This is a genomic window from Azospira restricta (genome assembly GCF_016858125.1).
Lineage (GTDB): Bacteria > Pseudomonadota > Gammaproteobacteria > Burkholderiales > Rhodocyclaceae > Proximibacter > Proximibacter restrictus.
Window position 1 is genome coordinate 2,741,946 of sequence record NZ_CP064781.1, and the last position, 25,858, is coordinate 2,767,803.

The 25,858-nt window shown below is 68.8% G+C and carries 26 protein-coding genes; 10 read left to right on the forward strand and 16 right to left on the reverse strand.

From position 1 onward, the window contains the following. Positions 1-320: 320 nt before the first annotated feature. The 6 genes from IWH25_RS13215 (at position 321) to IWH25_RS13240 (ending at position 7,393) form a co-directional block, all read left to right on the forward strand. Positions 321-1,961 (forward strand): methyl-accepting chemotaxis protein, encoded by a 1,641-nt coding sequence (locus tag IWH25_RS13215; RefSeq protein ID WP_203386253.1) that lies wholly within the window; start codon positions 321-323, stop codon positions 1,959-1,961. 25 nt (positions 1,962-1,986) lie between these two features. After that, on the forward strand, positions 1,987-2,445 hold the full coding sequence (locus IWH25_RS13220) for a cache domain-containing protein (RefSeq protein ID WP_203386254.1): 459 nt from the start codon (positions 1,987-1,989) through the stop codon (positions 2,443-2,445). Positions 2,446-2,501: 56 nt separating this feature from the next. Continuing rightward, positions 2,502-2,783, forward strand: coding sequence for a hypothetical protein (locus IWH25_RS13225; protein WP_203386255.1), 282 nt, complete (start codon positions 2,502-2,504; stop codon positions 2,781-2,783). 76 nt (positions 2,784-2,859) lie between these two features. After that, positions 2,860-3,972 (forward strand): TRAP transporter substrate-binding protein, encoded by a 1,113-nt coding sequence (locus IWH25_RS13230; protein ID WP_203386256.1) that lies wholly within the window; start codon positions 2,860-2,862, stop codon positions 3,970-3,972. Positions 3,973-3,997: 25 nt separating this feature from the next. Next, complete coding sequence (locus IWH25_RS13235; protein WP_203386257.1) at positions 3,998-4,207, forward strand: hypothetical protein; 210 nt, start codon at positions 3,998-4,000, stop codon at positions 4,205-4,207. A 27-nt stretch (positions 4,208-4,234) separates the two neighbouring features. Continuing rightward, positions 4,235-7,393 (forward strand): ATP-binding protein, encoded by a 3,159-nt coding sequence (locus IWH25_RS13240; RefSeq protein WP_203386258.1) that lies wholly within the window; start codon positions 4,235-4,237, stop codon positions 7,391-7,393. 28 nt (positions 7,394-7,421) lie between these two features. Here the strand turns inward: IWH25_RS13240 and IWH25_RS13245 are convergent, their stop codons facing one another. Genes IWH25_RS13245 through IWH25_RS13255 form a run of 3 tightly spaced genes read right to left on the reverse strand, consistent with a single transcriptional unit; the run spans position 7,422 to position 10,314 of the window. Then, on the reverse strand, positions 7,422-8,873 hold the full coding sequence (locus IWH25_RS13245) for a LutB/LldF family L-lactate oxidation iron-sulfur protein (RefSeq protein ID WP_203386259.1): 1,452 nt from the start codon (positions 8,871-8,873) through the stop codon (positions 7,422-7,424). Beyond that, on the reverse strand, positions 8,873-9,547 hold the full coding sequence (locus tag IWH25_RS13250) for a LutC/YkgG family protein (protein WP_203386260.1): 675 nt from the start codon (positions 9,545-9,547) through the stop codon (positions 8,873-8,875). The genes IWH25_RS13245 and IWH25_RS13250 overlap by 1 nt, the downstream gene beginning before the upstream one ends. Next, entirely contained in the window at positions 9,544-10,314 is a 771-nt protein-coding gene (locus IWH25_RS13255) for a (Fe-S)-binding protein (protein ID WP_203386261.1), read from the reverse strand. The genes IWH25_RS13250 and IWH25_RS13255 overlap by 4 nt, the downstream gene beginning before the upstream one ends. A gap of 174 nt (positions 10,315-10,488) precedes the next feature. Here IWH25_RS13255 and IWH25_RS13260 point away from each other — a divergent pair, with 174 nt between their 5' ends. Together IWH25_RS13260 and ppsA are read left to right on the forward strand one after the other, a co-directional pair. Further along, positions 10,489-11,268: a GntR family transcriptional regulator gene (locus IWH25_RS13260; protein WP_203386262.1), complete on the forward strand. Its 780-nt coding sequence runs from the start codon at positions 10,489-10,491 to the stop codon at positions 11,266-11,268. A 25-nt stretch (positions 11,269-11,293) separates the two neighbouring features. Further along, positions 11,294-13,666, forward strand: a complete 2,373-nt coding sequence (gene ppsA, locus IWH25_RS13265; RefSeq protein ID WP_203386263.1) for a phosphoenolpyruvate synthase — start codon at positions 11,294-11,296, stop codon at positions 13,664-13,666. Between the two features lie 80 nt (positions 13,667-13,746). Here the strand turns inward: ppsA and IWH25_RS13270 are convergent, their stop codons facing one another. Further along, positions 13,747-14,517, reverse strand: coding sequence for a 3-hydroxybutyrate dehydrogenase (locus IWH25_RS13270; RefSeq protein WP_203386264.1), 771 nt, complete (start codon positions 14,515-14,517; stop codon positions 13,747-13,749). 193 nt (positions 14,518-14,710) lie between these two features. Here IWH25_RS13270 and IWH25_RS13275 point away from each other — a divergent pair, with 193 nt between their 5' ends. Continuing rightward, positions 14,711-15,070, forward strand: a complete 360-nt coding sequence (locus IWH25_RS13275; protein WP_203386265.1) for a hypothetical protein — start codon at positions 14,711-14,713, stop codon at positions 15,068-15,070. 25 nt (positions 15,071-15,095) lie between these two features. On the opposite strand, the gene IWH25_RS13280 is transcribed toward IWH25_RS13275, so the two are convergent. The 8 genes from IWH25_RS13280 to IWH25_RS13315 form a co-directional block, all read right to left on the reverse strand. After that, positions 15,096-16,025 carry a hypothetical protein gene (locus IWH25_RS13280; protein ID WP_203386266.1) on the reverse strand — a complete coding sequence of 310 codons (930 nt, stop codon included), beginning with the start codon at positions 16,023-16,025 and terminating at the stop codon, positions 15,096-15,098. A 73-nt stretch (positions 16,026-16,098) separates the two neighbouring features. Continuing rightward, a complete protein-coding gene (locus IWH25_RS13285; RefSeq protein ID WP_203386267.1) occupies positions 16,099-16,905 on the reverse strand; it encodes an alpha/beta fold hydrolase in 807 nt (268 codons plus the stop codon). Next, positions 16,905-17,879 carry an MBL fold metallo-hydrolase gene (locus tag IWH25_RS13290; protein ID WP_203386268.1) on the reverse strand — a complete coding sequence of 325 codons (975 nt, stop codon included), beginning with the start codon at positions 17,877-17,879 and terminating at the stop codon, positions 16,905-16,907. Before IWH25_RS13290 ends, IWH25_RS13285 begins: the two co-directional genes overlap by 1 nt. Positions 17,880-18,005: 126 nt before the next feature. After that, entirely contained in the window at positions 18,006-18,638 is a 633-nt protein-coding gene (locus IWH25_RS13295) for an HNH endonuclease (protein WP_203386269.1), read from the reverse strand. Between the two features lie 93 nt (positions 18,639-18,731). Continuing rightward, on the reverse strand, positions 18,732-19,073 hold the full coding sequence (locus tag IWH25_RS13300) for a type II toxin-antitoxin system RelE/ParE family toxin (protein ID WP_203386270.1): 342 nt from the start codon (positions 19,071-19,073) through the stop codon (positions 18,732-18,734). Beyond that, entirely contained in the window at positions 19,073-19,348 is a 276-nt protein-coding gene (locus IWH25_RS13305) for a type II toxin-antitoxin system Phd/YefM family antitoxin (RefSeq protein WP_203386271.1), read from the reverse strand. Before IWH25_RS13305 ends, IWH25_RS13300 begins: the two co-directional genes overlap by 1 nt. Before the next feature lie 127 nt (positions 19,349-19,475). Continuing rightward, a complete protein-coding gene (locus IWH25_RS13310; protein ID WP_203386272.1) occupies positions 19,476-19,886 on the reverse strand; it encodes a type II toxin-antitoxin system VapC family toxin in 411 nt (136 codons plus the stop codon). Next, entirely contained in the window at positions 19,886-20,137 is a 252-nt protein-coding gene (locus tag IWH25_RS13315) for an AbrB/MazE/SpoVT family DNA-binding domain-containing protein (RefSeq protein ID WP_203386273.1), read from the reverse strand. Before IWH25_RS13315 ends, IWH25_RS13310 begins: the two co-directional genes overlap by 1 nt. A 168-nt stretch (positions 20,138-20,305) precedes the next feature. Here IWH25_RS13315 and mnmL point away from each other — a divergent pair, with 168 nt between their 5' ends. Further along, a complete protein-coding gene (gene mnmL, locus IWH25_RS13320) occupies positions 20,306-21,214 on the forward strand; it encodes a tRNA modification radical SAM protein MnmL/YtqA (protein WP_203386274.1) in 909 nt (302 codons plus the stop codon). Here the strand turns inward: mnmL and IWH25_RS13325 are convergent. The 4 genes from IWH25_RS13325 to IWH25_RS13340 form a co-directional block, all read right to left on the reverse strand. Then, on the reverse strand, positions 21,211-22,476 hold the full coding sequence (locus IWH25_RS13325; protein WP_203386275.1) for an Hsp70 family protein: 1,266 nt from the start codon (positions 22,474-22,476) through the stop codon (positions 21,211-21,213). The genes mnmL and IWH25_RS13325 overlap by 4 nt on opposite strands. Before the next feature lie 78 nt (positions 22,477-22,554). Next, a complete protein-coding gene (locus IWH25_RS13330) occupies positions 22,555-23,217 on the reverse strand; it encodes a trimeric intracellular cation channel family protein (RefSeq protein WP_203386276.1) in 663 nt (220 codons plus the stop codon). Positions 23,218-23,225: 8 nt separating this feature from the next. Next, positions 23,226-24,356, reverse strand: a complete 1,131-nt coding sequence (gene alr / locus IWH25_RS13335; protein ID WP_203386277.1) for an alanine racemase — start codon at positions 24,354-24,356, stop codon at positions 23,226-23,228. 72 nt (positions 24,357-24,428) lie between these two features. Further along, on the reverse strand, positions 24,429-25,811 hold the full coding sequence (locus IWH25_RS13340) for an alanine/glycine:cation symporter family protein (protein ID WP_203386278.1): 1,383 nt from the start codon (positions 25,809-25,811) through the stop codon (positions 24,429-24,431). Positions 25,812-25,858: the final 47 nt, after the last annotated feature.

Consider the following 25,858-nt stretch of genomic DNA (forward strand, 5'->3'; position numbering starts at 1 on the left):
GCCTCCCGGTGGGTGTGGCCCGTTGTTGTGTTCAGCGTCGATTCTGACCTTGCGGCCCCCGATTGCGCAAGCATTTTGGGTGCCGCCGGCGATCGGCTTGCGTACAACTACTGAATGCCGCCGCTGCCACTACGTATTGGCGCTCATCGGTGAGCTGGTTACGCTACGGTAAATTTTTTTCCGTATCCATAAGCACCGGGTCGGAGTGACGGGGAGCGAGGCCCCGGCACCGCTGTCCGGGCCGCGGAATACGAAACAACAAAGAGTGGCGGGCGACGGAACCTTCGCGCTGGCCACCGATTCCCTCGGAGAACGGCAGCATGGGCACCTTATTGGCGCGGATCAGCATCGGCCAGAAACTCCTCATCGCACCGAGCGCCACCATCGTCCTCATGTTCGGGCTCGCCGTCGCCGCGGTGCTCGGGCTGCGCGCCGAGATGGCCAACCTCGACCATCTCTACGACGAGACGCTGCCGCGTACGCGCACCTCGGTCGAGGCGCTCAACGGCCTGCTGCACGCCCAGTCCTCGCTCTACCGGATCCTCTCCGAGGCCTCGGCGGGATTTGCCGCCGACAAGGTCGAACAGCATGCGCAGGAAATGGTCGCCGGCCTGCATCGCCACGTGACCGCGCTGCAGGCGCTGCTCGCCTCGCCGTCGCTGGCGGCGCAGGAGCGGCAGGCGATCGAGGCGCTGATCCTGCAGATCGATGCCTACAAGAAGATCGTCGCCGACACCGTCGAGATCGCCGCCGTCCAGGTGTCGATGGCCACCACCTACATGTCGAAGGCCGAGCAGGAGTTCGACAAGGCGCTGCAGCTCGCGAAGGCCTTCGAGAAGCAGCAGCTGGCGCATATCGCGCTCAGCCGCGACGAGGCGAAGAGCGTCGGCAACACCGTCGAGCGCATCATCTGGGCCTGCTGCGCCGGCTCGATCTTCGTCGCGCTGGCACTGACGCTGCTCGTCCGCGCCGGCATCGTCAGTTCGCTGCGCGAGATCCGTGCGGTGTTCGCCGAACTGCGCGCCGGCCGCCTGTCGGTGCGCGCGCCGGCGGTCGGCCGGGACGAGATCGGCGAGAGCGCGGTCGCGCTCAACGACTTCCTGCAGCACCTGCACGCCAGCATCGGCGACATCGGCGCCGCCGCCGAGAAGCTGCGCGAATCGGCGCAGGAGCTGACCGGCACCTCGCGGCTCGCCGCCGACTCCTCGTCGCAGCAATCGCAGTCGGCCGGCGAGGTGGCGGCGGCGGTGCAGCAGTCGGTGGCCTCGATCGAGTCGATCAACGATCATGCGGCGGCGCTGATGGCCCGCGCCGAGGAATGCATGTCCTTCGTCCGCGAGGAGGTGCGCGTGCTCGGCGTAATCACCGCGGAACTCGACGGGGCCAAGGCCTCGTTCGAATCGACCAACCAGGCGGTCACCGACTTCGTCGCCGCCGCCGCGTCGATCAAGGAATTCACCCGCGTCGTCAAGGACCTCGCCGAGCAGACCAACCTGCTCGCGCTCAACGCCGCGATCGAGGCCGCCCGTGCCGGCGAGCAGGGACGCGGCTTCGCCGTCGTCGCCGACGAGGTGAGGAAGCTCGCCGAGCGCTCGGCCGCCGCCGCCAACGACATCGACCGCGTCACCGTCTCGCTCTCCGACCGTTCGGCGCGGGTCGAGACCACGCTGCGCAAGGGCGAGGTGGCGATCGACGGCTGCGTCGCGCGCATGGGCGAACTGGCGCGGCTGTTCGGCGACACCGAGGTCTCGGTGAACCGCACCGGCGACGGCATCCGCGAGATCTCGGCGAGCGTCGAGGAGCAGACGGCGTCGAGCAACGTCGTCGCCGGCGCCGTCGAGCGGATCGCCGAGATCTCGGAGCAGGGCCGCGTGATGAGCCAGCGGACGATGGATGTCGCGGCGATGCTGAGCGAGCTCTCGCACGGCGTGAAGACCAGCCTGTCGCGTTTTAGTGTGTAGTCCAACCAACCCCAAGGAGAACCAGATGCTGAAAAGAATCGCAGCCGCCGCTTGTCTCGCCGTCGCCTTCATCGGCGCCGTCCAGGCGCAGGAGCGCGGTACCGAGAACGAAGCCAAGACGATGGTCGAGCAGGCGCTGCAGGCGGTGAAAGCGATGGGGGCCGAGCAGGCCTTCCAGGAGTTCAGCACCCCCGGCGGCAAGTGGCATGCCAAGGACCTCTACCTGTTCTGCTACAAGCTCGACGGCACCAACACCTGCCACGGCGCGAACAAGGCGCTGATCGGCAAGAACCTGATCGACCTGCAGACCGCCGACGGCCAGCCGCTGATCAAGAACATGGCCGGCATCGCGAGCGGCAAGGGCAGCGGCTGGATCGAGTACCGCTGGCCGCATCCGCAGACCAAGAAGCTCGAGGACAAGAAGGCCTGGGTCGCGAGGATTCCCGGCTACGACGGCTTCCTCGGCGTCGGCGTCTATAAGTAGGCAAACCCCGGCCGGGCGCGATCGTAGCGCCCGGCCGGGAATCGGGACGATTCGAATTGGCCGATAACCTGCGGGCGCAGCTGTCGCTGCTCGCCAGCGCCGAGCCGGCCGACTATGTCAGCCGGCGCCGCGACCTGGTCGCGGGCTTCATTGCCGCGGTGCCGTCGGCCGAGAGCCGCGACAAACTGCAGCGGCTGCAGCAGTCAGTCGATCAGCTGCGTGCGCTCGACGCCTGCAGCGCCCGTTCGCTCCCGGAAATCCTCGACCTGATCCGCCAGTCGCTGCAGGACATCGTCGTCCTCAGCGAGCGCCTGAAGGCGGAAATGGCCGGCGAATAGGTCGGCCGCGCAGCTGAAGCAGTCGATGAACAAGGAAACAGATGGAGCCCACGCGGTGACCCGAGGCGCCGACAGCATGCCGTCCGCTTTGCCGCCCGATGTCGGGCGGCGGCGTTTTGTCCTGGCCCTTGCGGCCGGTACGCTCGCCGCGCCGGCGGTGGTACGCGCCGGCGAGGTGCAGACCTTCCGCCTGCAGACCGCGTGGCCGGCGGCCAACCTCTACAACGAGTTCGCCGGCGACTTCGCGCGCAAGGTCGGCGAGATGAGCGGCGGCCGCCTGCGCATCGACGTGCTGCCGGCCGGCAGCGTCGTTCCGCCCTTCAGCCTGCTCGAGGCGGTGCACAAGGGGATCGTCGACGCGGCGCACAGCGTTCCCGGCTACTGGTACGGCAAGAACCCGGCCTACGCGCTGTTCGGCAACGGCCCCTCGTTCGGCATGGACGGCAACCTGCTGCTGGCCTGGATCGAACACGGCGGCGGCCGCCAGCTCTACGAGGAGCTGCAGCGGACGATGAAGTTCGAGGTGCACGGCATCCTCTACGGGTCGATGCCGACCCAGCCGCTCGGCTGGTTCAGGAAGGAGCCGAAATCCGACGCCGATTTCCGCCGCCTGCGCTACCGCACCTCCGGGCTGGCGGTGGACATGTACAAGGAGATGGGCGCCGAAGTCCTGTCGCTGCCGGCCGCCGACATCCGCCAGGCGCTGCAGAGCGGCATCCTCGACGCCGCCGAGTTCGTCGGCGGCACGCCCGACCGCCAGCTGGGGCTGCCCGAGGTGCTCAAGCTGTGCATGCTGCAGAGTTACCACCAGCCGGCGGAATGCTTCGAACTGCTCCTCAACCGCCGCAAGTTCGAGGCGCTGCCGCCCGAGCTGAAAGCGATCATCGACAACGCCGCCAGGGCGGCCAGCGCCGAGATGGCCTGGAAAATCGCCCACACCTACTCGCGCGACCACCAGGCGATGCGCGAGGCGCAGCAGGTGCGCTTCGCGCGCACGCCGCAGTCGATCCTCGAGGCGCAGCTGCGCGCCTGGGACCGCGTGATCCGCAACAAGTCGCAGGACAACCCGCTGTTTGCGAAGATCATCGACTCGCAGCGCGCGTGGGCGGCGCGCGTCGTCGGCTGGGAGAACGAGGTGGTCGTGCGCAGCGATCTCGCCTATCGCCACTATTTCGGGAGGACGGCATGAAGTCGGGCGTCCGGGCGACGGCGTGATGCGCCGCCGCGCCGCCATGCTGACCCAGCGCCTGCTGGCGCACTTCGTGGTCGCGATCGTCTTCTACGGCCACTGGCTGACCGGCTATCTCAACGTCGACACGCACCTGCACGGCATCCCGGTCTTCTACGTCGCGCTGTTCCTCTACTGGCTGGGGTACATCGCGCTGATCTGGCTGATCAACCGCTGCAACCTGCCGCCGTCCTGAACGGCGGAACGGAGGCGCTAGGCGAAAATGGATTTTCCCCACCTGATCCCCGTCGCCGCCGGCGGCTACCTGCTGTTCATCTTCGCCGTCGCCGGCCTGGCCGAAGCCAGCGCGCGGCGGGGGCGCAGCCTGATCGCCAACCCCGTCGCCTACGCGCTGTCGCTGGCCGTCGTCTATGCCTCGGCGCTGCTCTTCTACGGCGGCGTCGGCGGCGCGGTGAAGAGCGGCGCCGCGGTGATCCCGCTCTACCTGGGGCCGGCGCTGATCGCCGCCGCCTGGTGGTTCCTGCAGCGCAAGGTGGTCCACATCGCGCAGAAGTACCGCATCACGTCGATCGGCGACTTCCTCACCGTGCGCTACGGCGGCGGCATCGGCTTCGCGGCGCTGGTCAGCCTGGTCGCGCTGATCGGCACCATCCCGCTGTTCGCGCTGCAGCTGAAGGCGGTCGCCTCGAGCATCGCCGTGCTGCAGCAGTACCCGCTGGTGGTGATGCCGGCCTTCGCTTCCAGCCGGCCGATCCTCTCCGACCCGACCTTCTACACCACGGTCGTGCTGGCGGTGTTCACCATCGTCTTCGGCATCCGCCACCTCGACGCCAGCGAGCGCCACGAGGGCGTCGTCGCGGTGGTCGCGCTGCAGTCGGCGATCGTCCTCGTCGCCGCGCTGGCGGCCGGCATCTTCGTCACCTTCTTCATGTACGACGGCTTCCGCGACCTCTTCGACCGCGCCGAGCAACCCAGCCTGATTTCGCTCGCCGCCGGCGAGATCCCGCGCTGGAACACGCTGATGCTGCTCAGCATCGGCGCGCTGCTACTGGCGCCGCGGCAGTTCCAGATCGCCGCCGTCGAGAACGTCGACGAGCGCCACCTGCGTGCGTCGTCCACGCTGTTTCCGCTCTACCTGCTGCTGCTGGCGATCTTCGTGCTGCCGGTCACCTTCGCCGGGCTGGCCAAGCTGCCCGGCGGCGCCATCGACCCGGACATGTTCCTGCTCGCGCTGCCGGTCACCGAAGGGGCGACGACGGTGGCGCTGCTGGTCTTCCTCGGCGGCCTGTCGGCGGCGACGGCGATGATCGTGGTCGAGGCCATCGCCCTGTCGACGATGTGCTGCAACGGCGTCGCCATGCCGCTGCTGCTCAGGTCGCGGCGGCTCGCCGGCGCCGGCCACGAAACCTTCACCGCGCTGCTGCTGGCGATCCGCCGCGGCGTCGCGCTGCTGCTGCTCGTTCTCGGCTACCTCTACTATCGCTACGCCGGCGAGGTGACCTCGATGCTCGCCACCGGCTCGATCTCGCTGGTGGCGATCGCCCAGCTCGGGCCGGCCTTCGTCGGCGCGCTGTTCTGGCCACAGGGCTCGCGCAAGGGGGTGCTGGCCGGGATGCTGGCCGGCTTCGCGGTCTGGTGCTATACGCTGTTGCTGCCGTCGCTCGGCCATTCCGGCTGGGATGCCGCCGCCGCCATGGTCGCCACCGGCCCCTTCGGCATCGACTGGCTGCGCCCGACGCAGCTGTTCGGCGCCGGCAACCTCGACCTGGTCAGCCATGGCGCCTACACCAGCCTGATCGCCAACCTCGTCGTCTACGTCACGGTGTCGCTGCTGTCGCGGCAGAGCGTCGAGGAGGAAATCCAGGCGGCGCGCTTCTGCGACCCCTTCGGCGGCGAATCGGCGGTGCGCGCCGAGCGGCTGCTGCGCGGCAAGATTTCGCGCGAGCGGCTGGAGACGATGCTGGCGCGCTTCCTCGGTCCGGCGCAGGCGCGCGACGCGCTCGCCGCCTACGGCCGCGCGCGCGGCTGGCGCTCGGCGCTGGAAATCCGCCTCGACGCGGACGTCGTCAGCCATTGCGAAAGCCTGCTCGCCGGGCGGATCGGCAACCTCGCCGCGCGGCTGACGGTCGATGCGGCGATCAGCCGCACCGAACTCGACATGCGCGAGATGCTCGACATCCTCGACGAGGTTTCCGACACCATCTCCTACTCGAACGAGTTGGCGCGCAAGCAGAAGGAACTCGAGGAGAAGTCGGCGCAGCTGATGGCCAGCGAGCAGCGCTTCCGCGATCTCGCCGAATCGGCGTCGGACTGGTTCTGGGAAACCGACGAGGCCTTGCGCCTGGTCTATGTCTCGGAACGCTTCTACGCCGCCAGCGGCCTGCGCCCGAACGACGTGCTCGGCAAACGGCGCTGGGAGATCGAACGCCGGGACAGCGCGGACCAGACGCTCGCCGAGCGCTGGCAGCGCCATATCGAGCAGCTGCAGGCGCACCAGCCGTTCCGCAACTTCGTCTACGAGCTGGCGACGCCCGGCGGCAGCATCTCGGTCAGCGTCTCCGGCACCCCCTTCTTCGACGAGGAAGGGTGCTTCCGCGGCTATCGCGGCACCGGCACCGACGTCTCGCCGCTGATCAACGCGCAGGTGCTGCTGGCGCGCTCGGAGAAGTCCTCGGCGCTCGGTTATCTGGTCGCCGGCGTCGCCCACGAGCTGAACACCCCGATCGGCAACGGCCTGATCGCCGCCAGCACGCTGATCGACGAGACGCGCAGCTTCGAGGCGAGCATCGCCGGCGGGCTGCGCCGCTCGGCACTGGAGAAGCACGTGGCGACCGCGCGCAACGCCGGCGAAATCCTGATGCGCTGCCTGAATCGGGTGGCCGAACTGATCCGCAGCTTCAAGCGCGTCGCCGAATATGGCGAGACGCTGGAACGCCGGGAGTTCCGCCTGCTGCCGGTGGTCGAGCGCGTGGTCGCGATGCTGGCGCCGTCGAGCCACCGGGCCTCGGTCACGGTCTCGGTCGACGTCCCCGCCGACCTGATGCTGGCGAGCTATCCGACGCTGATCGAGGACATCCTCGCCAAGCTGATCCGCAACGCGCTGCTGCACGCCTTCGACGGGCGCGAGGCCGGCCGGGTCTGGGTGGTTGGCCGCGAGCGGGAGGGGGGGCTGGTCAGCCTGCTCGTCGCCGACGACGGGATCGGCATTCCCAGCGCGCACCTCGGCCGCATCTTCGATCCCTTTTTCACCACCAAGCTCGGCAGCGGCGAATCGGGGCTGGGGCTGTGCATCGTCAGCAACGTCGTCGAGAACGTGCTCGGCGGCCGCATCGAGGTGCGCAGCGACCCCGCACGCGGCAGCGAGTTCGAGGCGCGTTTCCCGCGTATCTCGCCGCCGACGGCGGACGCCGGAGAAGGCTAGGGCGGCGGCCGCCGCCCCGCCGGCAGACCTACCTGCGCCGCTCCGCCAACAGATCGCGCAGGCTCTTCGCCGCCGGTTTCAGCGGCGTGCGCGAGTCGGTCCAGCCGGCCTGCTTCGCCGGCGTCAGGAAGCGGAAGCGCGTCGCCGTCCAGGCGAACAGCCGGTACAGCGCCGGGCGGCTGTAGAGGAAGGCGAAGCCCTTGTAGGCCAGCGAGGCAAAGGCGGTCTTGCCGGCGCCCTGGCCGACCAGCGGCGCATGGCCGGGTTTGGCGTCGTGCGTCGCTTCCTCGCGCAGGCGGATCAGCAGGTCGGGGATCGGGATCTTCACCGGGCAGACCTCGCCGCAGGCGCCACACAGCGTCGACGCGCCGGGCAGCACGTGCGTCGCCGCCAGCCCCATCATGTGCGGCGAAATGATCTCGCCGATCGGGCCGGGGTAGGTCGTGCCGTAGGCGTGGCCGCCGATGCGGGTGTAGACCGGGCAGTGGTTCATGCACGCGCCGCAGCGGATGCACTGCAGCGTCTGCCGCATCTGCTCGTCGGCGAAGGCCTGCGTGCGGCCGTTGTCGACCAGCACCAAGTGCATCTCCTGCGGGCCGTCCTTCTCGCCCGCGCGGCGCGGGCCGGTGATCACGTTGAAGTAGGTGGTGATCGCCTGGCCGGTGGCCGAGCGGGTGAGTAGGCCGTACAGCGGCACGACGTGCTCCAGCTTCTCGACCACCTTCTCGATGCCGGTGATCGCGATATGCACGTTCGGTACCGTGGTGCACATGCGGCCGTTGCCTTCGTTCTCGACCAGGCACAGCGTGCCGGTCTCGGCGACGGCGAAGTTCACGCCGGAGAGGCCGACCTCGGCTTCCATGAATTTCTTCCGCAGCACGTCACGGCCGATCTGGATCAGCGCGTCGACGTCCTCGGTATAGCTGACGCCGGGCACCTTCTCGGCGAACAGCTCGGCGATCTGCTGCTTGGTCTTGTGGATCGCCGGCATGATGATGTGCGACGGCTTCTCGCCGGCGAGCTGGACGATGTACTCGCCCATGTCCGACTCCAGCGCGTCGATGCCGGCGTCGTGCATCGCGTGGTTCAACTCGACTTCCTCGCTGACCATCGACTTGCCCTTGACCATCAGCTTCGTGTCGTGGCGGCGGCAGATGTCGAGGATGATCGCGTTCGCCTCGTCCGGCGTTTCCGCCCAGTGCACCTTGACGCCGTTCTTCACGAGATTGGCTTCCAGCTGCTCGAGCAGCTGCGGCAGCCGGGAGAGGCTGTAGCGGCGGATGTGCTCGGCCAGGCTGCGCTGGCGTTCGAGCAGCTCCGGGTCGGGGAACTGCGCGGCACGCTTCGCCATCAGGAAGTCCATCGCGCCGCGGAAGCTCTTCCTGAGGAACGGGTTGGCGACGACCTCGGCGGCGCGGCGCTTGAACTCCGCGCCGGGAACGAACTGCAGGGTGTGCGTGTTTTGCGTGGTGTGCGACATTACAGGGCCTCCCCGGTGAGCAGCAGCACGACCAGTTCCTTCGGCCCGTGCGCGCCGTAGGCCAGCGTCTGCTGGATGTCGGCGGTCTTCGACGGGCCGGTGACGAGCAGCGCGTTGGTCGGCAGTCCGTCCGTCCACTTCTGCTGCACGATCGCGTCGTAGAGCGTCGGCACGACGCTGTCTTCGTCGACCAGCGCGATGTGGATCGGCGGCACCAGCGACATCGTGCGCGGTTCACTGGCGTCCGGCCAGACGATCATCGTGCCGGTCTCGGCGATCGCGCCGCGGGTGCCGGTGATCGCCGCGTCTACGTTCTCGAACAGCGCCTGCTTCCACTCGTCGATCGGGCGGTCGTAGGGCTTCAGGCCCTGAATTCCGGCGGCTTCCAGCGCCCGGCCGTGCGTCGTCGCCGGCGCGTAGAGCAGGTTGCGGATGCCTTTCGCGGCGACGACTTCCTTGAGCTTGTCGACCCACTGGCCGCGCGGCACGCGGTGCACCTCGGCGTGCCAGGCGGTGATCTTCTCGGCGAATTCCTGCGCCAGCTGCTCCTTCGGCGTGCGCGGCAGGCTGGCGTAGTGTTCGGCGATCGCGGCGTCCGGGTTCAGCGGCGCCGGGGCGGTGGTGTGCGTCGCGCCGGCGCGCAGCTTGGCGAGGATGTTGTCGCGGGCGCTCATCGCTTTTCTCCCTGCGTCTGCTGCCAGAGGAAGCTGGCCAGGTGCTGGCCGCGGAAGCTGTCGCGGCGCTTTTCGAGTGTCTTGTCGATGTTCATCAGGCAGCCGCCGTCGGCGGAAACGAACTTCTCGGCGCCGGTCTCCTTCAGCGCGTCGGCCTTGTCGCCGGCCATCGCCGCCGAGATCGCCGGCTGGCGCACGGCGAAGGTGCCGCCGAAGCCGCAGCATTCCGACTCGTGCGACTGCTGCAGCACCTCGACCCCGGCCAGTTGGCCGAGCAGCTCGCGCGCGTGCAGGTGGGTGCCCATCTCGCGGCGCGCCGAGCACGAGGTATGCAGCGTCAGCTTCGCCGGCTTGCCGCTGCCCTGCCAGTTCACCTTCAGCACCTTCACGAGGAACTCGGTCAGCTCGAAGACGCGCTCGGACAGCGCTTCGGCCTTCGCCTTCAGCGTCGCATCCTCGGCGAACAGCTTCGGGTAGTGGTGGCGCATCATGCCGGCGCAGGAGCCGGACGGCACGATCACCGGCCAGTCGTTTGGAAAGAGGCCCAGCTGAACCTTCGCCACCGCGCGCGCCTCGTCGGCGTAGCCGCTGGTGTAGGCCGGCTGGCCGCAGCAGGTCTGGTCCTCGGGGAAGTGCACGCGGATGCCTTCGCGTTCGAGCAGCTGGATCGCATCCATGCCGGCCTCGGGGCAGAACAGGTCGACGAGGCAGGTGGCGAAGAAATAGACGTCGCCCGGACGTCGTACCTGGGAATAGTCTCGTTCCATCACTTCTCCGTTGTTTGTTGTTGGGTAAGTGGTCAAACCAATTAATAAGCAGAGCGAAATTTACGCTATAACAGCCACTTGGTCAATATCTGCGGGTTCTTCGAAGCCCTTGCAGTTTGCCGAAACGCCGATTAGAATTGCGTGGTCTTACCAATCAGTGCCATTCGATCGCCCATGCCGCAAAACAAGGTTCAGGTCCCGCGCATCTCCGACGCCGTTGCCGCGTCGCTGGAAAAGCGCATCCTGGAAGGCTCGCTGAAGCCCGGCGACCGGCTGCCGCCGGAGCGCGAGCTGGCGGCCGAGCTGGGCGTGTCGCGCCCGTCGTTGCGCGAGGCGATCCAGAAGCTGGCTTCCAAGGGCATGGTACAGAGTCGGCAGGGCGGTGGCACCTATGTCACCAACCGGCTCGAATCGACCTTCTTCGACCCGTGGCAGGACATGATGGGTTCGCACCCGAACCTGCGCGAGGACCTGCTCGAATTCCGCCGCATGCTCGAAGGCCAGGCCGCCGAGTGGGCCGCCGAGCGCGCCACCGACGCCGACCTGCAGCGGCTGACGCAGGCCTTCGCAGCGATGAATGCCGCCTTCGACGCCGACGACCTCGAGCGCCGCGCCGCCACCGACATCGATTTCCACCAGGCGATCGGCGAAGCCACGCACAACGCGCTGATCGGCCACCTCTCGGCCGCGCTGCTGCGCCTGATGCAGGACAACATCCGTTTGAACCTCGGCGAACTGAAGAGCATCCCGGCGGCGATCTCGCTGCTCAAGAGCCAGCACGCGGCGATCCACGCCGCGATCGTCGACCGCAAGCCGGCCGCCGCGCGCGCCGCCGCCGAGACGCACATCGACTTCGTCCGCGAATCGCTGGCGCAGTCGCTGCGCTCCGCCGCCCGCCGCGAGACGGCCGAGCGCCGGCTGAACACCGAGTTTTCCGCTTCCTCCCTCTCCTGACCTGACCCCAACGAAAGGAATCCGCATGGAGCCCCTCGTCATTCCCTTTGAAAAACTGCGCATGACCGACGTCGAGCAAGTGGGCGGCAAGAACGCCTCGCTCGGCGAGATGATCAGCCAGCTCGCCGACTCCGGCGTGCGCGTGCCCGGCGGCTTCGCCACCACCGCGCATGCCTACCGCGAGTTCCTGGCGCAGAGCGGGCTCGACGCGAAGATCAACGACGCCCTCGATACGCTGGACGTCGACGACGTCAACGCGCTCTTGGCCACCGGCGAGAAGATCCGCAACTGGATCATCGAGACGCCGTTCCCGACCGCGCTGACGGTCGAGATCAGCGCGCAGTACCAGCGCCTGGTTGCCGACTCGGGTGCCGACATGTCCTTCGCCGTGCGCTCGTCGGCCACCGCCGAGGACCTGCCGGACGCCTCGTTCGCCGGCCAGCAGGAGACCTTCCTCAACATCCACGGTCTCGACAACATCCTGCACGCGATCAAGGAAGTGTTCGCCTCGCTGTACAACGACCGCGCCATTTCCTACCGCGTGCACAAGGGCTTCAAGCACGCCGACGTCGCGCTGTCGGCCGGCGTGCAGCGCATGGTGCGCTCGGACACCGGCGCCGCCGGCGTCATGTTCACGCTCGACACCGAATCCGGCTTCCGCGACGCGGTCTTCGTCACCGCCAGCTACGGCCTCGGCGAGACGGTGGTGCAGGGCGCCGTGAACCCGGACGAGTTCTACGTGCACAAGCCGATGCTGGCCGCCGGCAAGAAGGCCGTGATCCGCCGCAACCTCGGCTCGAAGATGATCAAGATGGAGTTCACTCCGGAGAAGGTCGCCGGCAAGTCGACGCGCACCGTCGACGTCGCCGAGGCCGACCGCAACCGCTTCTCGATCGACGACGCCGAGGTCGAGGAACTGGGCCGCTACGCGATGATCATCGAGCAGCACTACCAGCGCCCGATGGACATCGAGTGGGGCAAGGACGGCAACGACGGCAAGCTGTACATCCTGCAGGCGCGCCCGGAGACGGTGAAGTCGCAGGAAGGCCACGAGCGCCTGCAGAAGTTCAAGCTGAAGTCCTTCTCCAAGGTGCTGTCGTCCGGCCGCGCCATCGGCCAGAAGATCGGCGTCGGCCCGGTCCGCGTCGTGCATGACCCGAAGGAGATGGACAAGGTGCAGCCGGGCGACGTGCTCGTCGCCGACATGACCGACCCGAACTGGGAGCCGGTGATGAAGCGCGCCTCGGCGATCGTCACCAACCGCGGCGGCCGCACCTGCCACGCGGCGATCATCGCCCGCGAGCTGGGCATCCCGGCGATCGTCGGCTGCGGCGACGCGACCGAGACGCTGGCGCAGGGCGAGGTGGTGACCGTGTCCTGCGCCGAGGGCGACACCGGCCACGTGTACCGCGGCAAGCTCGACTACGAAGTCACCGAGCGCGAGCTCGGCACGATGCCGACGATCCCGACCAAGATCATGATGAACGTCGGCAACCCCGAACTCGCCTTCGAGTTCGCGCAGCTGCCGAACGCCGGCGTCGGCCTCGCCCGCGTCGAGTTCATCATCAACAACGTGATCGGCATCCACCCGAAGGCGATCCTCGACATCGACCGCCTGCCGGCCTCGAAGCGCGAGGAGATCCTGCGCCGCGCCCGCGGCTACGCGTCGCCGAAGGAGTTCTTCGTCGAGAAGCTGGTCGAGGGCGTCGCCACCATCGCCGCCGCCTTCTACCCGAACCCGGTCATCGTCCGCCTCTCCGACTTCAAGTCGAACGAGTACCGCAAGCTGCTCGGCGGCGAGCTGTACGAGCCGGAGGAAGAGAACCCGATGCTCGGCTTCCGCGGCGCCTCGCGCTACATCGCGCAGACCTTCCGCGACTGCTTCGAGCTCGAATGCCGGGCGATGAAGAAGGTGCGCGACGAGATGGGCCTGACCAACGTGCAGCTGATGGTGCCCTTCGTGCGCACGGTCGAGGAGGGCAAGGGCGTCGTCCAGCTGCTCGCCGAGCACGGTCTGAAGCAGGGCGAGAACGAGCTGAAGCTGATCATGATGTGCGAGATCCCGTCGAACGCGCTCTTGGCCGACCAGTTCCTCGACGTCTTCGACGGCTTCTCGATCGGCTCGAACGACCTGACCCAGCTGACGCTGGGCCTCGACCGCGATTCCGGCCTGGTCGCCAGCCTGTTCGACGAGCGCGACCCGGCGGTGAAGCAGCTGCTGGCGATGGCGATCTCCGCCGCCAACCGCAAGGGCAAGTACATCGGCATCTGCGGCCAGGGGCCGTCGGACCACCCGGACCTGGCCGAATGGCTGATGGACCAGGGCATCAGCAGCATCTCGCTGAACCCGGATACGGTGGTCGATACCTGGATGCGGCTGGGCAGCCACCAGGCCTGACGCCGGGGCGCCGGACGGCGCGCTGAAATGAACGAAGGCCGGGGCAACCCGGCCTTCGTCGTTTCAGCTGCCCGGGGCGCTCAGCGGGCGGTCCAGCCCAGGTCCATCGTCAGCGCCGCGCCGGTGATCGCGCCCGCCGCCGGCGAGCATAGGTAGGCGGCGAAGTCGGCGACTTCCGCCGGCTCGATCAGCCGCTTCACCGCCGCCGGTTCGAGCATGATCCGGTCGATCACCTCCGCCTCGGGAATGCCGCGCGTCCGCGCCTGGTCGGCGATCTGGCTGTCGACCAGCGGCGTGCGCACGTAGGCGGGGCAGATGGCGTTGACGGTGATGCCGCTGGCGCCGCCCTCCAGCGCCGCCGTCTTGGTCAGCCCCAGCAGGCCGTGCTTGGCGGCGACGTAGGCGGCCTTGTTCGGCGAGGCGACGAGGGCGTGGATCGAGGCGACGTTGATCACCCGCCCCCAGCGCTGCGCCTTCATCGCCGGCCAGCAATAGCGCGTCAGCAGGAAAGGCGCGGTGAGCATCACCGCCTGCATGCGCTCCCAGGTGTCCTCCGGAAAATCCTCGAGCGGTGCAACGTGCTGGAAGCCGGCGTTGTTCACCAGCACATGCACGGTTCCGTAGGCGGCCAGCGCGGCATCGACCAGCGCGCGGCAGTCCTCGCGGCGCGACGAGTCGCCCTTGACGAACAAGCCGCCGATGCCGGCCGCGACCGCGGCGCCGGCCTCGCTGAGGTCGGCGACGACGACGCGGGCGCCGTCGGCGGCGAAGCGCTCGGCGACTGCGCGGCCGATGCCGCTGCCGGCCCCGGTGACGATGGCCACTTTCCCGGCCAGATGCGATGGGTTCATTGCGCCTCCTCGCGCTGCGCGCGCTTGCGAAAGACCGTCAGCATACCGAAAGTCAGGCTTGCCTGCGCCTCGGCCGCCCACTATGTTCAGGAGGCATCGACGTCGCCTTCGTCTCCAGAGCGACGCGGGAGGATGCGTCCCGCCGGCGGCAACGGCGCCGGCCGTCGTCTTTCCTGACGCCAAGGAGAAACTCATGAAGAAGCAAGGAAAATTGCTCGCACCGCTGGCCGCTGTGCTGCTCGGCGCAACGCTGCCGGCCGCCGCCGCCCCGACCTCGGGCTCCGACGAGGCCTTCAACGCGATGGTTCTGGAGATGTCCGGCCAGGACACCGGTTCGGCCTGGTTCGATTACTACGTCGAGACGCTCAACCAGCACATCGCCTACAAGAGCGCCGACGAGGCGTTCGGCGCCGCCGGGCCGAGCGGGCCGCTGGCCGGCTTCGACGGCTATGTCGCGGGCTTCGTCGATCCGGATACCGGCTCGAAATGGTTCAACGCCTACGTAGACAACCTGCGCCGGGTGCTGCGCGCCAAGGAGGCGCACGAACGCTGATCGCGCCGATCGCGCCGTTTTTCGTCTACTCGGTTGTCGCCGGCGCCCGGCTCAAGCGCTGCGGCGCCGCCGGCGGCGCGAAGCCGAACAGCGCCATCGTCCGCCGCACCGTTTCGCGCTGCTCGTCCGGGCAGGCCGCGTACCAGTCGCCGAGGAAGTCGGCGAAATCCTTGGCGGCGCTGGCCGCGTCCGGGTTGAGGTAGGCGATCGCGCGCCAGGAAGCGGGGTTTTCGGCGAACAGCGGCAGCAGCGCGTTCGCCACCACTTCGTTCTTGTCACGCAGGTAGGGGTTGTCGCGCAGCGCCGCGGCGTGCTCGCGGTACCAGCCGGCGAGCGGTTGCGCCGGCGCCAGGCGGCGGTGCGCCTGCCCCTGCAGGAAGGCCGCGTAGCCGGCGAGGACCGGCGCATAGCCGGCCCAACGCGCGGTCGGCGGCAGTTCGCCCCAGCGCGCGGCGAGGCGTTCCAGCGTGAACAATGCGGCGGTCTCGCACAGCGCCTCCTCGAACCACTGGTTGGCGCTGGCCGGCTCGTCGCCCTCGTGCGCCTTGCGGTCGAAGTGCGAATAGATGTGGCACAGCTCGTGCGCGAACTGGTAAGCGTACTGGAACCAGTTTTCGTTGCGCGCACTCAGGTGCACGACGTATTCGCCGCCCGGGCCACGCTCGTAGAGCACGCGCGGCGCGCCGCCGCGCGGCATGACGCGGATCGCCGGCAGCGGCGCGCCCGGGGGCGCCGCGTGGCGGTGGAATTCGGCGGCGACGGCGTCGAGCAGCGCCTGCACGTCGCGCGGGTCCGCGCTGCCCCAGTTCGCCGGCGCGACCCTGATCGCCGGCCGCTCGTGCCCGGCCTTGGCCTCGCCGGCGAGCGGGTCGGTGCCGGCCAGCGCGGCCGGCACGGCGACGCACAGGCCGCCGACCGCCCACCAGCCCCACAAGGGGATAAGCCGTTTCCTCACTGTCGACCTCCTGCGCACCAAGCCGCGTCACCTTCCAACGTAGACGCTGCCGAGGCCGTGTCAACGGCCGGGCCTAACGAGGATTCGCGACGCCGACCAGCCAGTCGGCGATTTCGCGGACCGACGCCGACGGCGCGCCGAGGTGGGACGCATCCGGCTCGTACAGCTTCGTCCGCGGATGGCGGGGCAGGGCGTCGACCATCTGCTGCTTGACCCGCAGCAGGCCGGGGTAATCGCCGGTCGGCACGATGAACAGCACCGGCGTCGCCGGATTCAGGGCGCGCACGGCCTTCAGCTGGTCCATCGCACCCGCCGGGTCGAACCAGTCGAGGTAGATCCTCGGCGTCGTCAGCACCGGGCTGGTGCCGCGCGAGCCTTCGTAATCGAGAAACGGCACCTTTTCGTCGCCCTTGCCGTCGGCGAGCAGGCGGCGCGCGAGCTCGACCGAATCGCCCAGCTTGTCGCGGAAGACCGGGCTGTTCACGCTGCCGCCGGGAGCGATGGCGATGATGCCGTCGACGGCATGGCTGACGCCGAAATAGAGCGCGAACAGGCCGCCCTGGCTGTGCCCGGCGACGAACACCCGCTGCGCCCCCTTGGCGCGCAGCGAGCTCAACGCGGCCTCGACTTCGGCCGCGGCCGCATCCACCGTGACGTCGTAGTTGCGCCGCCCGGACCACGGCATCTCCAGGTTCGCCACCAGGAAACCCTGTTGTTCGAGCCGCTCGGCCAGCTCGGCGACGAACTTCGTCGGCGAGCCGCCCTTGCCGTGCATGACGACGATGCCGATGCGGCTGTTGCCGCCGTCGGCGACGGCCGCCGCCGCGGCGAAGGGCGCCAGCAGCAGGGCGAGCAGGAGGCGGCGGCGGGCGGGCGCCATCACTTCACCTGCGGCAGCGGCGAGAACTCGACCGGCACCCAGGCGTAGCGGCCGCCGCCCTCGGCGCGGACGTGGCCGAGGCCGGGGAAGGGCAGGTGCATGCCGGCGACCAGCGACTTGCTCGCGGCCACCGACTTCAGCACCGCTCGGCGGGTGGCGATGGCCTGCTTCTGGTTGACGTCGAACTCGATCGAGACGCCCGGCTTCGCGAACTGCACCGCGTGCGCATGCACCAGGTCGCCCCAGATCAGGAGCTTCTGTCCGCCGGATTCGACCGCGTAGGCGGTATGTCCCGGCGTGTGCCCGTTGGCGGCCACCGCCCGCACGCCCGGCACCAGTTCGGCGCCGTCGGCGAACGGTTGCCACTGGCCGCTGGCCTGGTACGGCGCCGCGGTCTCGCGCGCCATCCGGAAGAAGGGCTGCATGCCTTCCGGCGCCTTGTCGGCGACCGCCGGCGACAGCCAGAAGTCGTGCTCCGCCTGCGGCACCAGCACCTTCGCCTTCGCGAACACCGGCTTGCCGCCGGCGTCGTTCAGCCCGCCCATGTGGTCGCCGTGCAGGTGCGTGATGACCACCGTATCCACCTGCGCCGGCTCGTAGCCGGCCGCCTTCAGGTTCTCCAGCACGTAGCCGAGCGACGGCCCGAACAGCTTGGCCGCCCCGGCGTCGACCAGCACCAGATTGCGGCCGGTGTTGATCAGGTAGGCGTTCACCGCGGTCTGCATCTTCGGGTTGCCGACGAACATCCACGACAGCAGGCGCTGCAGATCGGTCGGCGTCGCGTTCTTCAGCAGCTTGGTGTCGAGCTCGATGGCGCCGTCGAACAGCGCGGTGACCTCGAACTGGCCGAGCTGGTGGCGGTAGTAGCCGGGGACCTGGGTCTGGAGCTGCGGGGCTTCGGCGCGAGCGAGCGACGGGAGGGAGAGGAGGGCGGCGAGGGCTAGTGGGAGCAGGGGGCGGAGGAGGCGGGGCATAGGCAGGGGGCTATGTTGTTGGGGTGGGTTCGGCCGTGTTTAGTTGAGGAATCTTGGTGCGTGACGTGGAAGCTCTGGGGTGCGAAGCCGCGCTTGCTAGCGTAGCGTCCCGCTGGAGTGCGGGGTTTAGAGCCTGCCTTGACTAAAAATATTCTCGTTGTGGTAAGCGATATACGCGCCGCCAATTACGTGCCCCTGACTGGAGCGAAGGTCTTTTCCTTCCAAAGGAATCGTGCCGTAGTCGAGCATGACGTGATGGTTCGGGCAAAGGACCACAATGTTTTCTGCCACATCAGGCCCGTTGTGCGGACTGCCAAGGGGCTTGATGTGATGGGCCTCCGCGTAAGTTGCTCCGTCCTTCAGCATTACTGTCTGGCCGCATAACTGACAGATGTTCTTGTGAAGGGCCTTGATCTTTCTAGCCAGTTCGGTGTCGCGCAGCACACGATAGGTTTCGATCAGAAGACGTTCCGGGGCGCTCGGTGGCTCAATATCTGAGGCAGATGGAGTGGAAATCAGATGCGAGCGAAGCCCCCAGACTCCAGAGCCAATTCCTTTCACGGAGTAGAAGATGTTGTTGCCCTTGAAGCCATCCGAGTCCGCCGAGTGATCCTGAATGGTGCGCTGAATAATCTTTTTCCAGCTATCCGGAAAAGTACCCGAGCGAACCTTCTTGACTTCGGGATAGAGGGATTCGTAGTGGGCAATACCGCCGAGGTTGGCGAGCGCCGAAGAAATGTCATCTAGCCAAGTGCTCATGGTTTGCGGGCTCTAACGATAAAAGTCAAACGGGGTCAGCATGAATATAGATTTGATGCCAAATAGTTCTACCACGAAGGCGGCATCGATGAGTTACACCTCCAGGAGCCGGCGCGCCAGCACCGACTGCATGTCGCGCCGGCCATCGGCGATCAGGTAGATGATGACCTCATCGCCGGCGACGCGGTGGATCACGCGGTAGAGCTTGAATGCGGTCTGGCGGTATTCCCTGATGCCGAGCGCGGCCAGCTCTTTCGGGTAGCCGCCGCGCTCGGGAAACCGCGACAGGCTATCGACGACCGCGACCAGCTCGTCGAGCACGCGGTCGGCATTGGCGACGCTGTCGAATTCGGCGAGGTAATCGTGAATGGCCTCCAGGTCCTGTTCGGCACCTGCGGTGAGCAGGACCTCATACCTGGCCGGCTTGCCGGCCATCAGCCTGCCGTCCGCTTGGCGCGCAGGCGGGCAACGACATCCGCCGCGGGCTTGAGTTTGCCGGCGGCCACCTCCTGGTTGCCGAGCGCCAGGATTTTCAGCAGGGCCAGAGTTTCCTGGGTTTCCTCGAACGAGGCCACGTCCTGCAACACGGCCTTGGCTTCTCCGTTCTGGGTGATGACCAGCGGCTCGCGCTGCTCGGCGAGCCGGGTCAGGACTTCGGCCGCGTTGGCCTTGAGGTAGCTGATGGGTTTGACTTGAGACGAGTAGCGCATGGCCGTGCTCCTTGCATTTGACGAGGACTGAATTTAGTCCTTTTGTGGTCTTGCAGCAAGGAGCCTGAACCAACCCAATGGGGGCAGCAGCGGTAAGGAGGCGCGTTCAGTTTTCCCGCACCGCTCTTCAGTGCGACGCGCTCGCATCCGGCCGGATGCACTGGATGTCGAGCCGCAGCGAATCCGCAAGATCGAGCCACACCCGGTCGGCGGTGACGACGGCCATGCCGTGCAGGCGCGCCGTCGCCAGGCAGGCGCGGTCGCCCAGCGAGAGCCCGCGCGAACGGGTCTGTGCCCGCAGCCGGGCGGTTTCCGTGGCCTCCTGCGCCGCGAAGGGCAGGGGCTTCAGGTCGAGGATCGCCAGCGATGCCTGCGCGTCGTCCGGCGGCACGCCGCGGTCGATCAGCTTGCCCAGCACTTCGGCGACATTGACCGGGCTGGCGTAAGCAGAGCCGTCGAGGATGGCGGGTTCGACGGCCTGCCAGCCGGGCTCGCCGTGCAGGTAGGCGAGGATTGCCGAGGCGTCGAGGAGGGGCATCAGCGGCGGTCCTCCCGGTCCTGTTCGGCGCGGCGCTCGGCGACGAGTTCCGTCGCCAGTTCGACCTCGGCCGGGACATGGCGCTTGATCGTCGCCTGCGCGCGGCGGAGCTGGGCGAGGCGGGTTGTCACGACGAGTTCGCCGTCGCGGATTTCCCAGATCAGCTGGTCGCCATCCTTGATGCCGAGTTGTTCGCGCAGAGCAGCGGGGATCACCGTTCTGCCGTGAGAGAGGTTCGAAGTGGCGGCCATGGCAATAGTTTCTATGAATAGCGTTGTCTGGCAATTTATATCAATAGTCGTAAAAATGCCATGACCTCGTTGAAACATCCGACCTGTGCCGGTCCGTCGCTTCCTGCCAAGCATAATGCACGGTCGGAGCGGTAAAATAGCCGCATTATTTATAAGGCTATTATTTCCGTGCAGCTCGAAGACCACGTCACCACCCTCGGCAGCCACCTGAAATCCCGCTTCGGCGCGCGCGTGCGCAAGCTGTCGCTGCATGTCGGCTTCACCTGTCCGAACCGCGACGGCACGCTGGGGCGGGGCGGCTGCACCTTCTGCAGCGTGCGCTCGTTCAACGAGGACGACCCCGGGGCGTCGATCGGCGAGCAGCTGGTGAAGGGACGGGCGCGCACGGCGCGGGCGGAGCGCTATCTGGCCTACTTCCAGGCCTACACCAGCACCTACGCCGAGGTCGAGGAGCTGCGCCGGCTCTACGAGGAGGCGCTGGCGCAGGCGGACATCGTCGGGCTGTGCGTCGGCACGCGGCCGGACTGCGTGCCGGATGCGGTGCTGGAGATCCTCGCCGGCTACCGCGAGCGCGGCTACGAGGTGTGGCTGGAGCTGGGGCTGCAGAGCGCGCACGAGGCGACGCTGGCGCTGATCAACCGCGGCCACGGCTTTGCCGCCTATGCCGACGCGGTGACGCGGGCCTACCGCTACGGGGTGCCGGTGTGTACGCACCTGATCCTCGGGCTGCCCGGCGAGACGCCGGCGATGATGCTCGACACGCACCGCCAGGTGCTGGGCTGCGGCGTCGCCGGGATCAAGCTGCATCCGCTGATGATCGTCAAGGGCGCGCGCATGGCGGCGCACTACGCGCGCGGCGGGCTGCAGCCGCTGGCGCAGGAGGCCTACGTCGAGACCGCCGCCGAGCTGATCCGGCGCACGCCGCGCGAGGTGATCTTCCACCGCGTGACGGCGACCGCGCGGCCGCCGACGCTGATCGCGCCGGACTGGTGCCGGACGCGCTGGTCCGCCGCGCAGGCGCTGTGCGCCGAACTGGCCCGCGACGGCGGGCAGGGCAGCTACCTGAAGGGCGCCTAGCCGAAGCGCCGCGCCGCCTCGACGGCCAGCCCGGCGCCGATGCTGCCGAAGAGGTCGCCCTCGACCGCCTGCGCCTTCGGCAGCAGCGCGGCGATGCGCCGGCGCAGCGCCGGAATGCCGCTCGAACCGCCGGTGAAGAACACCGTGTCGATGCCCTCGGCGGCGACGCCCGCGTCGCGCAGCAGCGCGGCGACGGTGGCCTCGACCTTTTCCACCAGCGTCGTCGTCGCCAGCTCGAACTCGGCGCGGGTCAATTCGTGCTGCCAGTCCGGGGCGAAGCGGTCGAGCGACAGCGCGGCGGTGTCGCGGTCGGAGAGCGCGATCTTGGCTTCCTCGACGCGGTGCGCCAGCCAGTGGCCGGCGCGCTGCTCGATCAGCCGCAGCAGGCGGTCGAGTTGCTCCGGCGCCATCGCTTCGAGGCGCAGCTGCTGCTGTTCGGCCCAGACCTGGCGGGTGTAGGCGAAGTTGATGGTGTGCCAGGTGGCGAGGTTGAAGAAGACGCTCGCCGGCATCTCGCGCCCGTTCTTCAGCCGGCTGCGGTAGCCGAGCTGCGGCATCACGCTGGCGAGGCTCAACTGGCGGTCGAAGTCGGTGCCGCCGATGTGCACGCCGGCGTTCGCCAGCACGTCGGCGCGGCGGTCGGCGGCCTTCGCGCGCTCGGGGGAGAGGCGGACCAGCGAGAAATCGGAGGTGCCGCCGCCGATGTCGACGATCAGCACCAGCTCCTCGCGGTGGATGTCGCGCTCGTAGTGGAAGGCGGCGGCGATCGGCTCGTACTGGAAGGACACCTCGGCGAAGCCGACGGCGCGGGCGATCTCGGCCAGCGTCTGCTCGGCCTGGCGGTCGGCGGCCGCGTCGTCGTCGACGAAGAAGACCGGGCGGCCGAACACCGCCTGCTCGAACGGGCGGCCGCCCTCGGCCTCGGCGCGCGCCTTGAGCGTGCCGATGAAATGCGTGAGCAGCTCGCGGAAGACCACCGGCCGGCCCTGCACCTCGGTGCGGCCGTCGATCAGGCTGCTGCCGAGCAGGCTCTTCAAGGAGCGCATCAGCCGCCCCTCGCAGCCCTCCAGGTACTCGCTCAGGCCGGCGCGGCCGAAGCTGACCGAATCCTCCTCGGCATTGAAGAAGACCACCGACGGTAGCGTCGGCCTGCCGTCTTCCAGCGGCAGCAGCGTCGCCGCCTGCGGGCGCAGCCAGCCGACGGTGGAGTTGGAGGTGCCGAAGTCGATGCCGCAGGCGCGGGCGGGGGAGGCGTGGGTCACGGAAAACGGAAGGAAAGCCGAAGCGGGCGCGCGATGCTACGCGCCCGGCACGGCGATGTCCAGTCGCCGCGCCCGCCTTCAGTCGCCGCGCCAGGTCGGCAGGCGCAGATCGAGGAGCAGCGCCAGCGCGCGCAGCGCGAAGGTGATCGCGGCAGCGCCGGCGAGGACGAGCCAGTCGGCGACGCCGAGCCGCTCGCCGGCCACCACGCACCAGCCGCCGACGAAGGCGCAGACGGCATACGGGCGGTGGTCGCGGAAGGCGCTGGGAATCTCGTTGCAGACGATGTCGCGCAGCACGCCGCCGAAGACGGCGGTGATCATGCCCATCACCACGGCAACGATCGCCGGCGTGCCGGCGTCCAGCGCGAGCTGGGTACCGCCGGCGGTGAACAGGCCGAGGCCGAGGGCGTCCGGCCACTGGATCGCGCGCTCGGTGGGCTCGAAGTGGCGGCCGCGCAGGAACAGCATCGCCAGCAGGCTGAGGCCGAGCAGGATCCACAGCCACTCGGCGTGCGCGACCCAGAACAGCGGCCGGCGGTCGAGCAGGATGTCGCGCAGCGTGCCGCCGCCGAACGCGGCGAGCGCGACGACGGTGCACACGCCGATGATGTCGAGCCTCCGGCGCGCCGCCTCGAGCAGGCCGGAGGCGGCGAAGGCGAGGATCGCGGTGGCCTCGATCAGCGTCTGCGCGGCGGAGAGCGAGAGCGCGGGAACGGCGGACAGGGCGGCGGCGGTCGGCATCGGGATGCCTATTGCGCCGGTGGCGCCGCGGCCGGCTCGATGTGGCGGCGCGCATAGCGCGCGCCGAGGCTGGTCAGAATTTCGTAGCCGATCGTGCCGGCGCGGGCGGCGATCGCGTCCACGTCGTTGACCGGGTCGGCCAGGTCCACCAGCGTGCCTTCGCCGAGGCGGCCTTCGGGCAGGTCGGTGACGTCCAGCGTGAGGGTGTCCATCGACACGTTGCCGACCAGCGGCAGGCGGATGCCGTCGCACAGCGCATGGCCGCGGTTGCTGAGGCTGCGCAGGTAGCCGTCGGCGTAGCCGACGGCGACGGTGGCGATGCGCGAGCGGCGGGCGGCGGTCCAGGTGTGCGCGTAGCCGACCGGCGTGCCGGCCTCGATCGTGCGCAGCTGCAGCACCTTGCCCTGCAGGCGGATCGCCGGGCGCAGCGGGTTGGCGCGGCCGGCGACCGGCGCCACGCCGTAGAGCGCCGCGCCGGGGCGGACGAGGTCGAAGTGGTAGTCGCCGCCGAGGAAGATCCCGGACGAATTGGCGAGGCTGGCGCGGGCCTTCGGCAGGCGCGCCAGCGCGGCGCGGAAGCGTTCGCGCTGGGCGCGGTTGGCCGGGTTGTCCTGCTCCTCGGCGCTGGCCAGATGGCTCATCACGAACTGCAGGGCGATGCCCTGCAGCACTGCGGGGACCGCGGCGAGCTGGTCGAGTTCGTCCGCCGCCAGCCCGAGGCGGGCCATGCCGGTGTCGATCTGCAGCACCGCCGGCAGCGCCTGGCCCTGCATGATGCCGAGTTTCTGCCAGGCGGCCACCTGCGGCAGGCTGTTGAGCACCGGCACCAGGCCGTGCGCGGCGCAGTCCGCCTCGGCGCCGGGGTGCGCGCCGTGCAGCACGTAGATCGTCGCGTCGGCCGGCAGCGCCGGGCGCAGCGCGGCGCCTTCGTCGAGGTGGGCGACGAAGAAGTGGCGGCAGCCGGCGCGGTACAGTGCCGGCGCGACCTGCCGCGCGCCGAGGCCGTAGGCGTCGGCCTTGACCACGGCGGCGCAGGTCGCCTTGCCGACCAGCGCGCGCAGCGCGCGCCAGTTGTTGCAGATGGCGCCGAGGTCGATGGTCAGCACGGCGCCGGCGGTGGTGAGGGGGCGAGGGGTCATGGTCGAGGGTACCGGAAATTGCGTTGCATCCTGCCCCGACCGCCGTTGCGGCGGCCGGGGGTTGCACGGGGATTACTTGGCTGCGTTCCGCGCCAGCTGGGCGCGCGGCGAGGCCTTCTCCGCCCAGTACTCCTGGGTCAGGCGGACGACGACCGGCGCGAGCAGCAGCAGCGAGACCAGGTTGGGCAGCGCCATGAAGGCGTTGAGCGTGTCCGCGACCAGCCAGACGAAGTCGAGCTGGGTGACGGCGCCGACCAGCACGAAGATCGTCCACAGCACGCGGTAGGGAATCTCGACCGCGGTGCCGACCAGGTACTCCCAGCACTTCTCGCCGTAGTAGGCCCAGCCGAGGATGGTGGTGAAGGCGAAGATGGCCAGTGCGATGGCGAGGAAGGCGCCGCCGAAGCCGGGGAAGGCGGCGGTGAAGCCGGCCGAGCTGAGCGCCGCGCCCTTCAGGCCGCTGCTCCAGACGCCGGTGACGATCAGCACCAGGCCGGTCATCGTGCACACGACGATGGTGTCGATGAAGGTGCCCATCATGCCGATCAGCCCGGACTCGACCGGGTTCTTCGTCTGCCCGGCGGCCTGCGCGATGCCGGCGGTACCGAGGCCGGCCTCGTTGGAGAAGATGCCGCGGGCGACGCCGTAGCGCATCGCCATCATCACCGCCGCGCCGGCGAAGCCGCCGGTCGCCGCGACCGGGTTGAAGGCGCTCTCGAAGATCAGCGCGAAGGCGGCCGGGATCTGGTCGGCGTAGAGGCCGAGCACGATCAGCGAGGCGACCACGTAGCCGACGCACATGAACGGCACCAGCTTCTCGGCCACCGCGCCGATGCGCTTGACGCCGCCGAGCAGCACGAAGCCGGTGAAGGCCGCCATGGCGACGCCGGACACCCACGGGTTGATGCCGAAGGCGGCGTCGAGCGCGCCGGCGATGCTGTTCGACTGCACCATGTTGCCGATGCCGAAGCCGGCGAGACCGCCGAACAGCGCGAAGGCCGCACCCAGCCAGCGCCAGTGGCGGCCAAGGCCGTTCTTGATCGCGTACATCGGGCCGCCGATCTGCTCGCCGCGGTCGTCGGTCTCGCGGTAATGCACGGCGAGCAGGACTTCGGCGTACTTGGTGGCCATGCCGACCAGCGCCGTCATCCACATCCAGAACAGCGCGCCGGGGCCGCCGACGGCGATCGCGGTGGCGACGCCGGCGATGTTGCCGGTGCCGACGGTCGCCGCCAGCGCGGTCATCAGCGCGGCGTAGGGGGTGATCTCGCCGGGGGCGCCGGGCGCCGCCTTGCGGCCGCGCCAGATCATGACGAAGCCGGCGACGATCTTGGTCACCGGCATGAATTTAAGCCGCAGCTGCAGGTAGATGCCGGTGCCGAGGATGGCGACCAGCATCGGCGGCCCCCAGACGAGGTCGTTGATGGCGGTGATGACGCTGATGATTGCTTCCATGAATGTCTCCTGGTGTTTTTGTAATGTTGCGCGGATGCGGAGCCGGG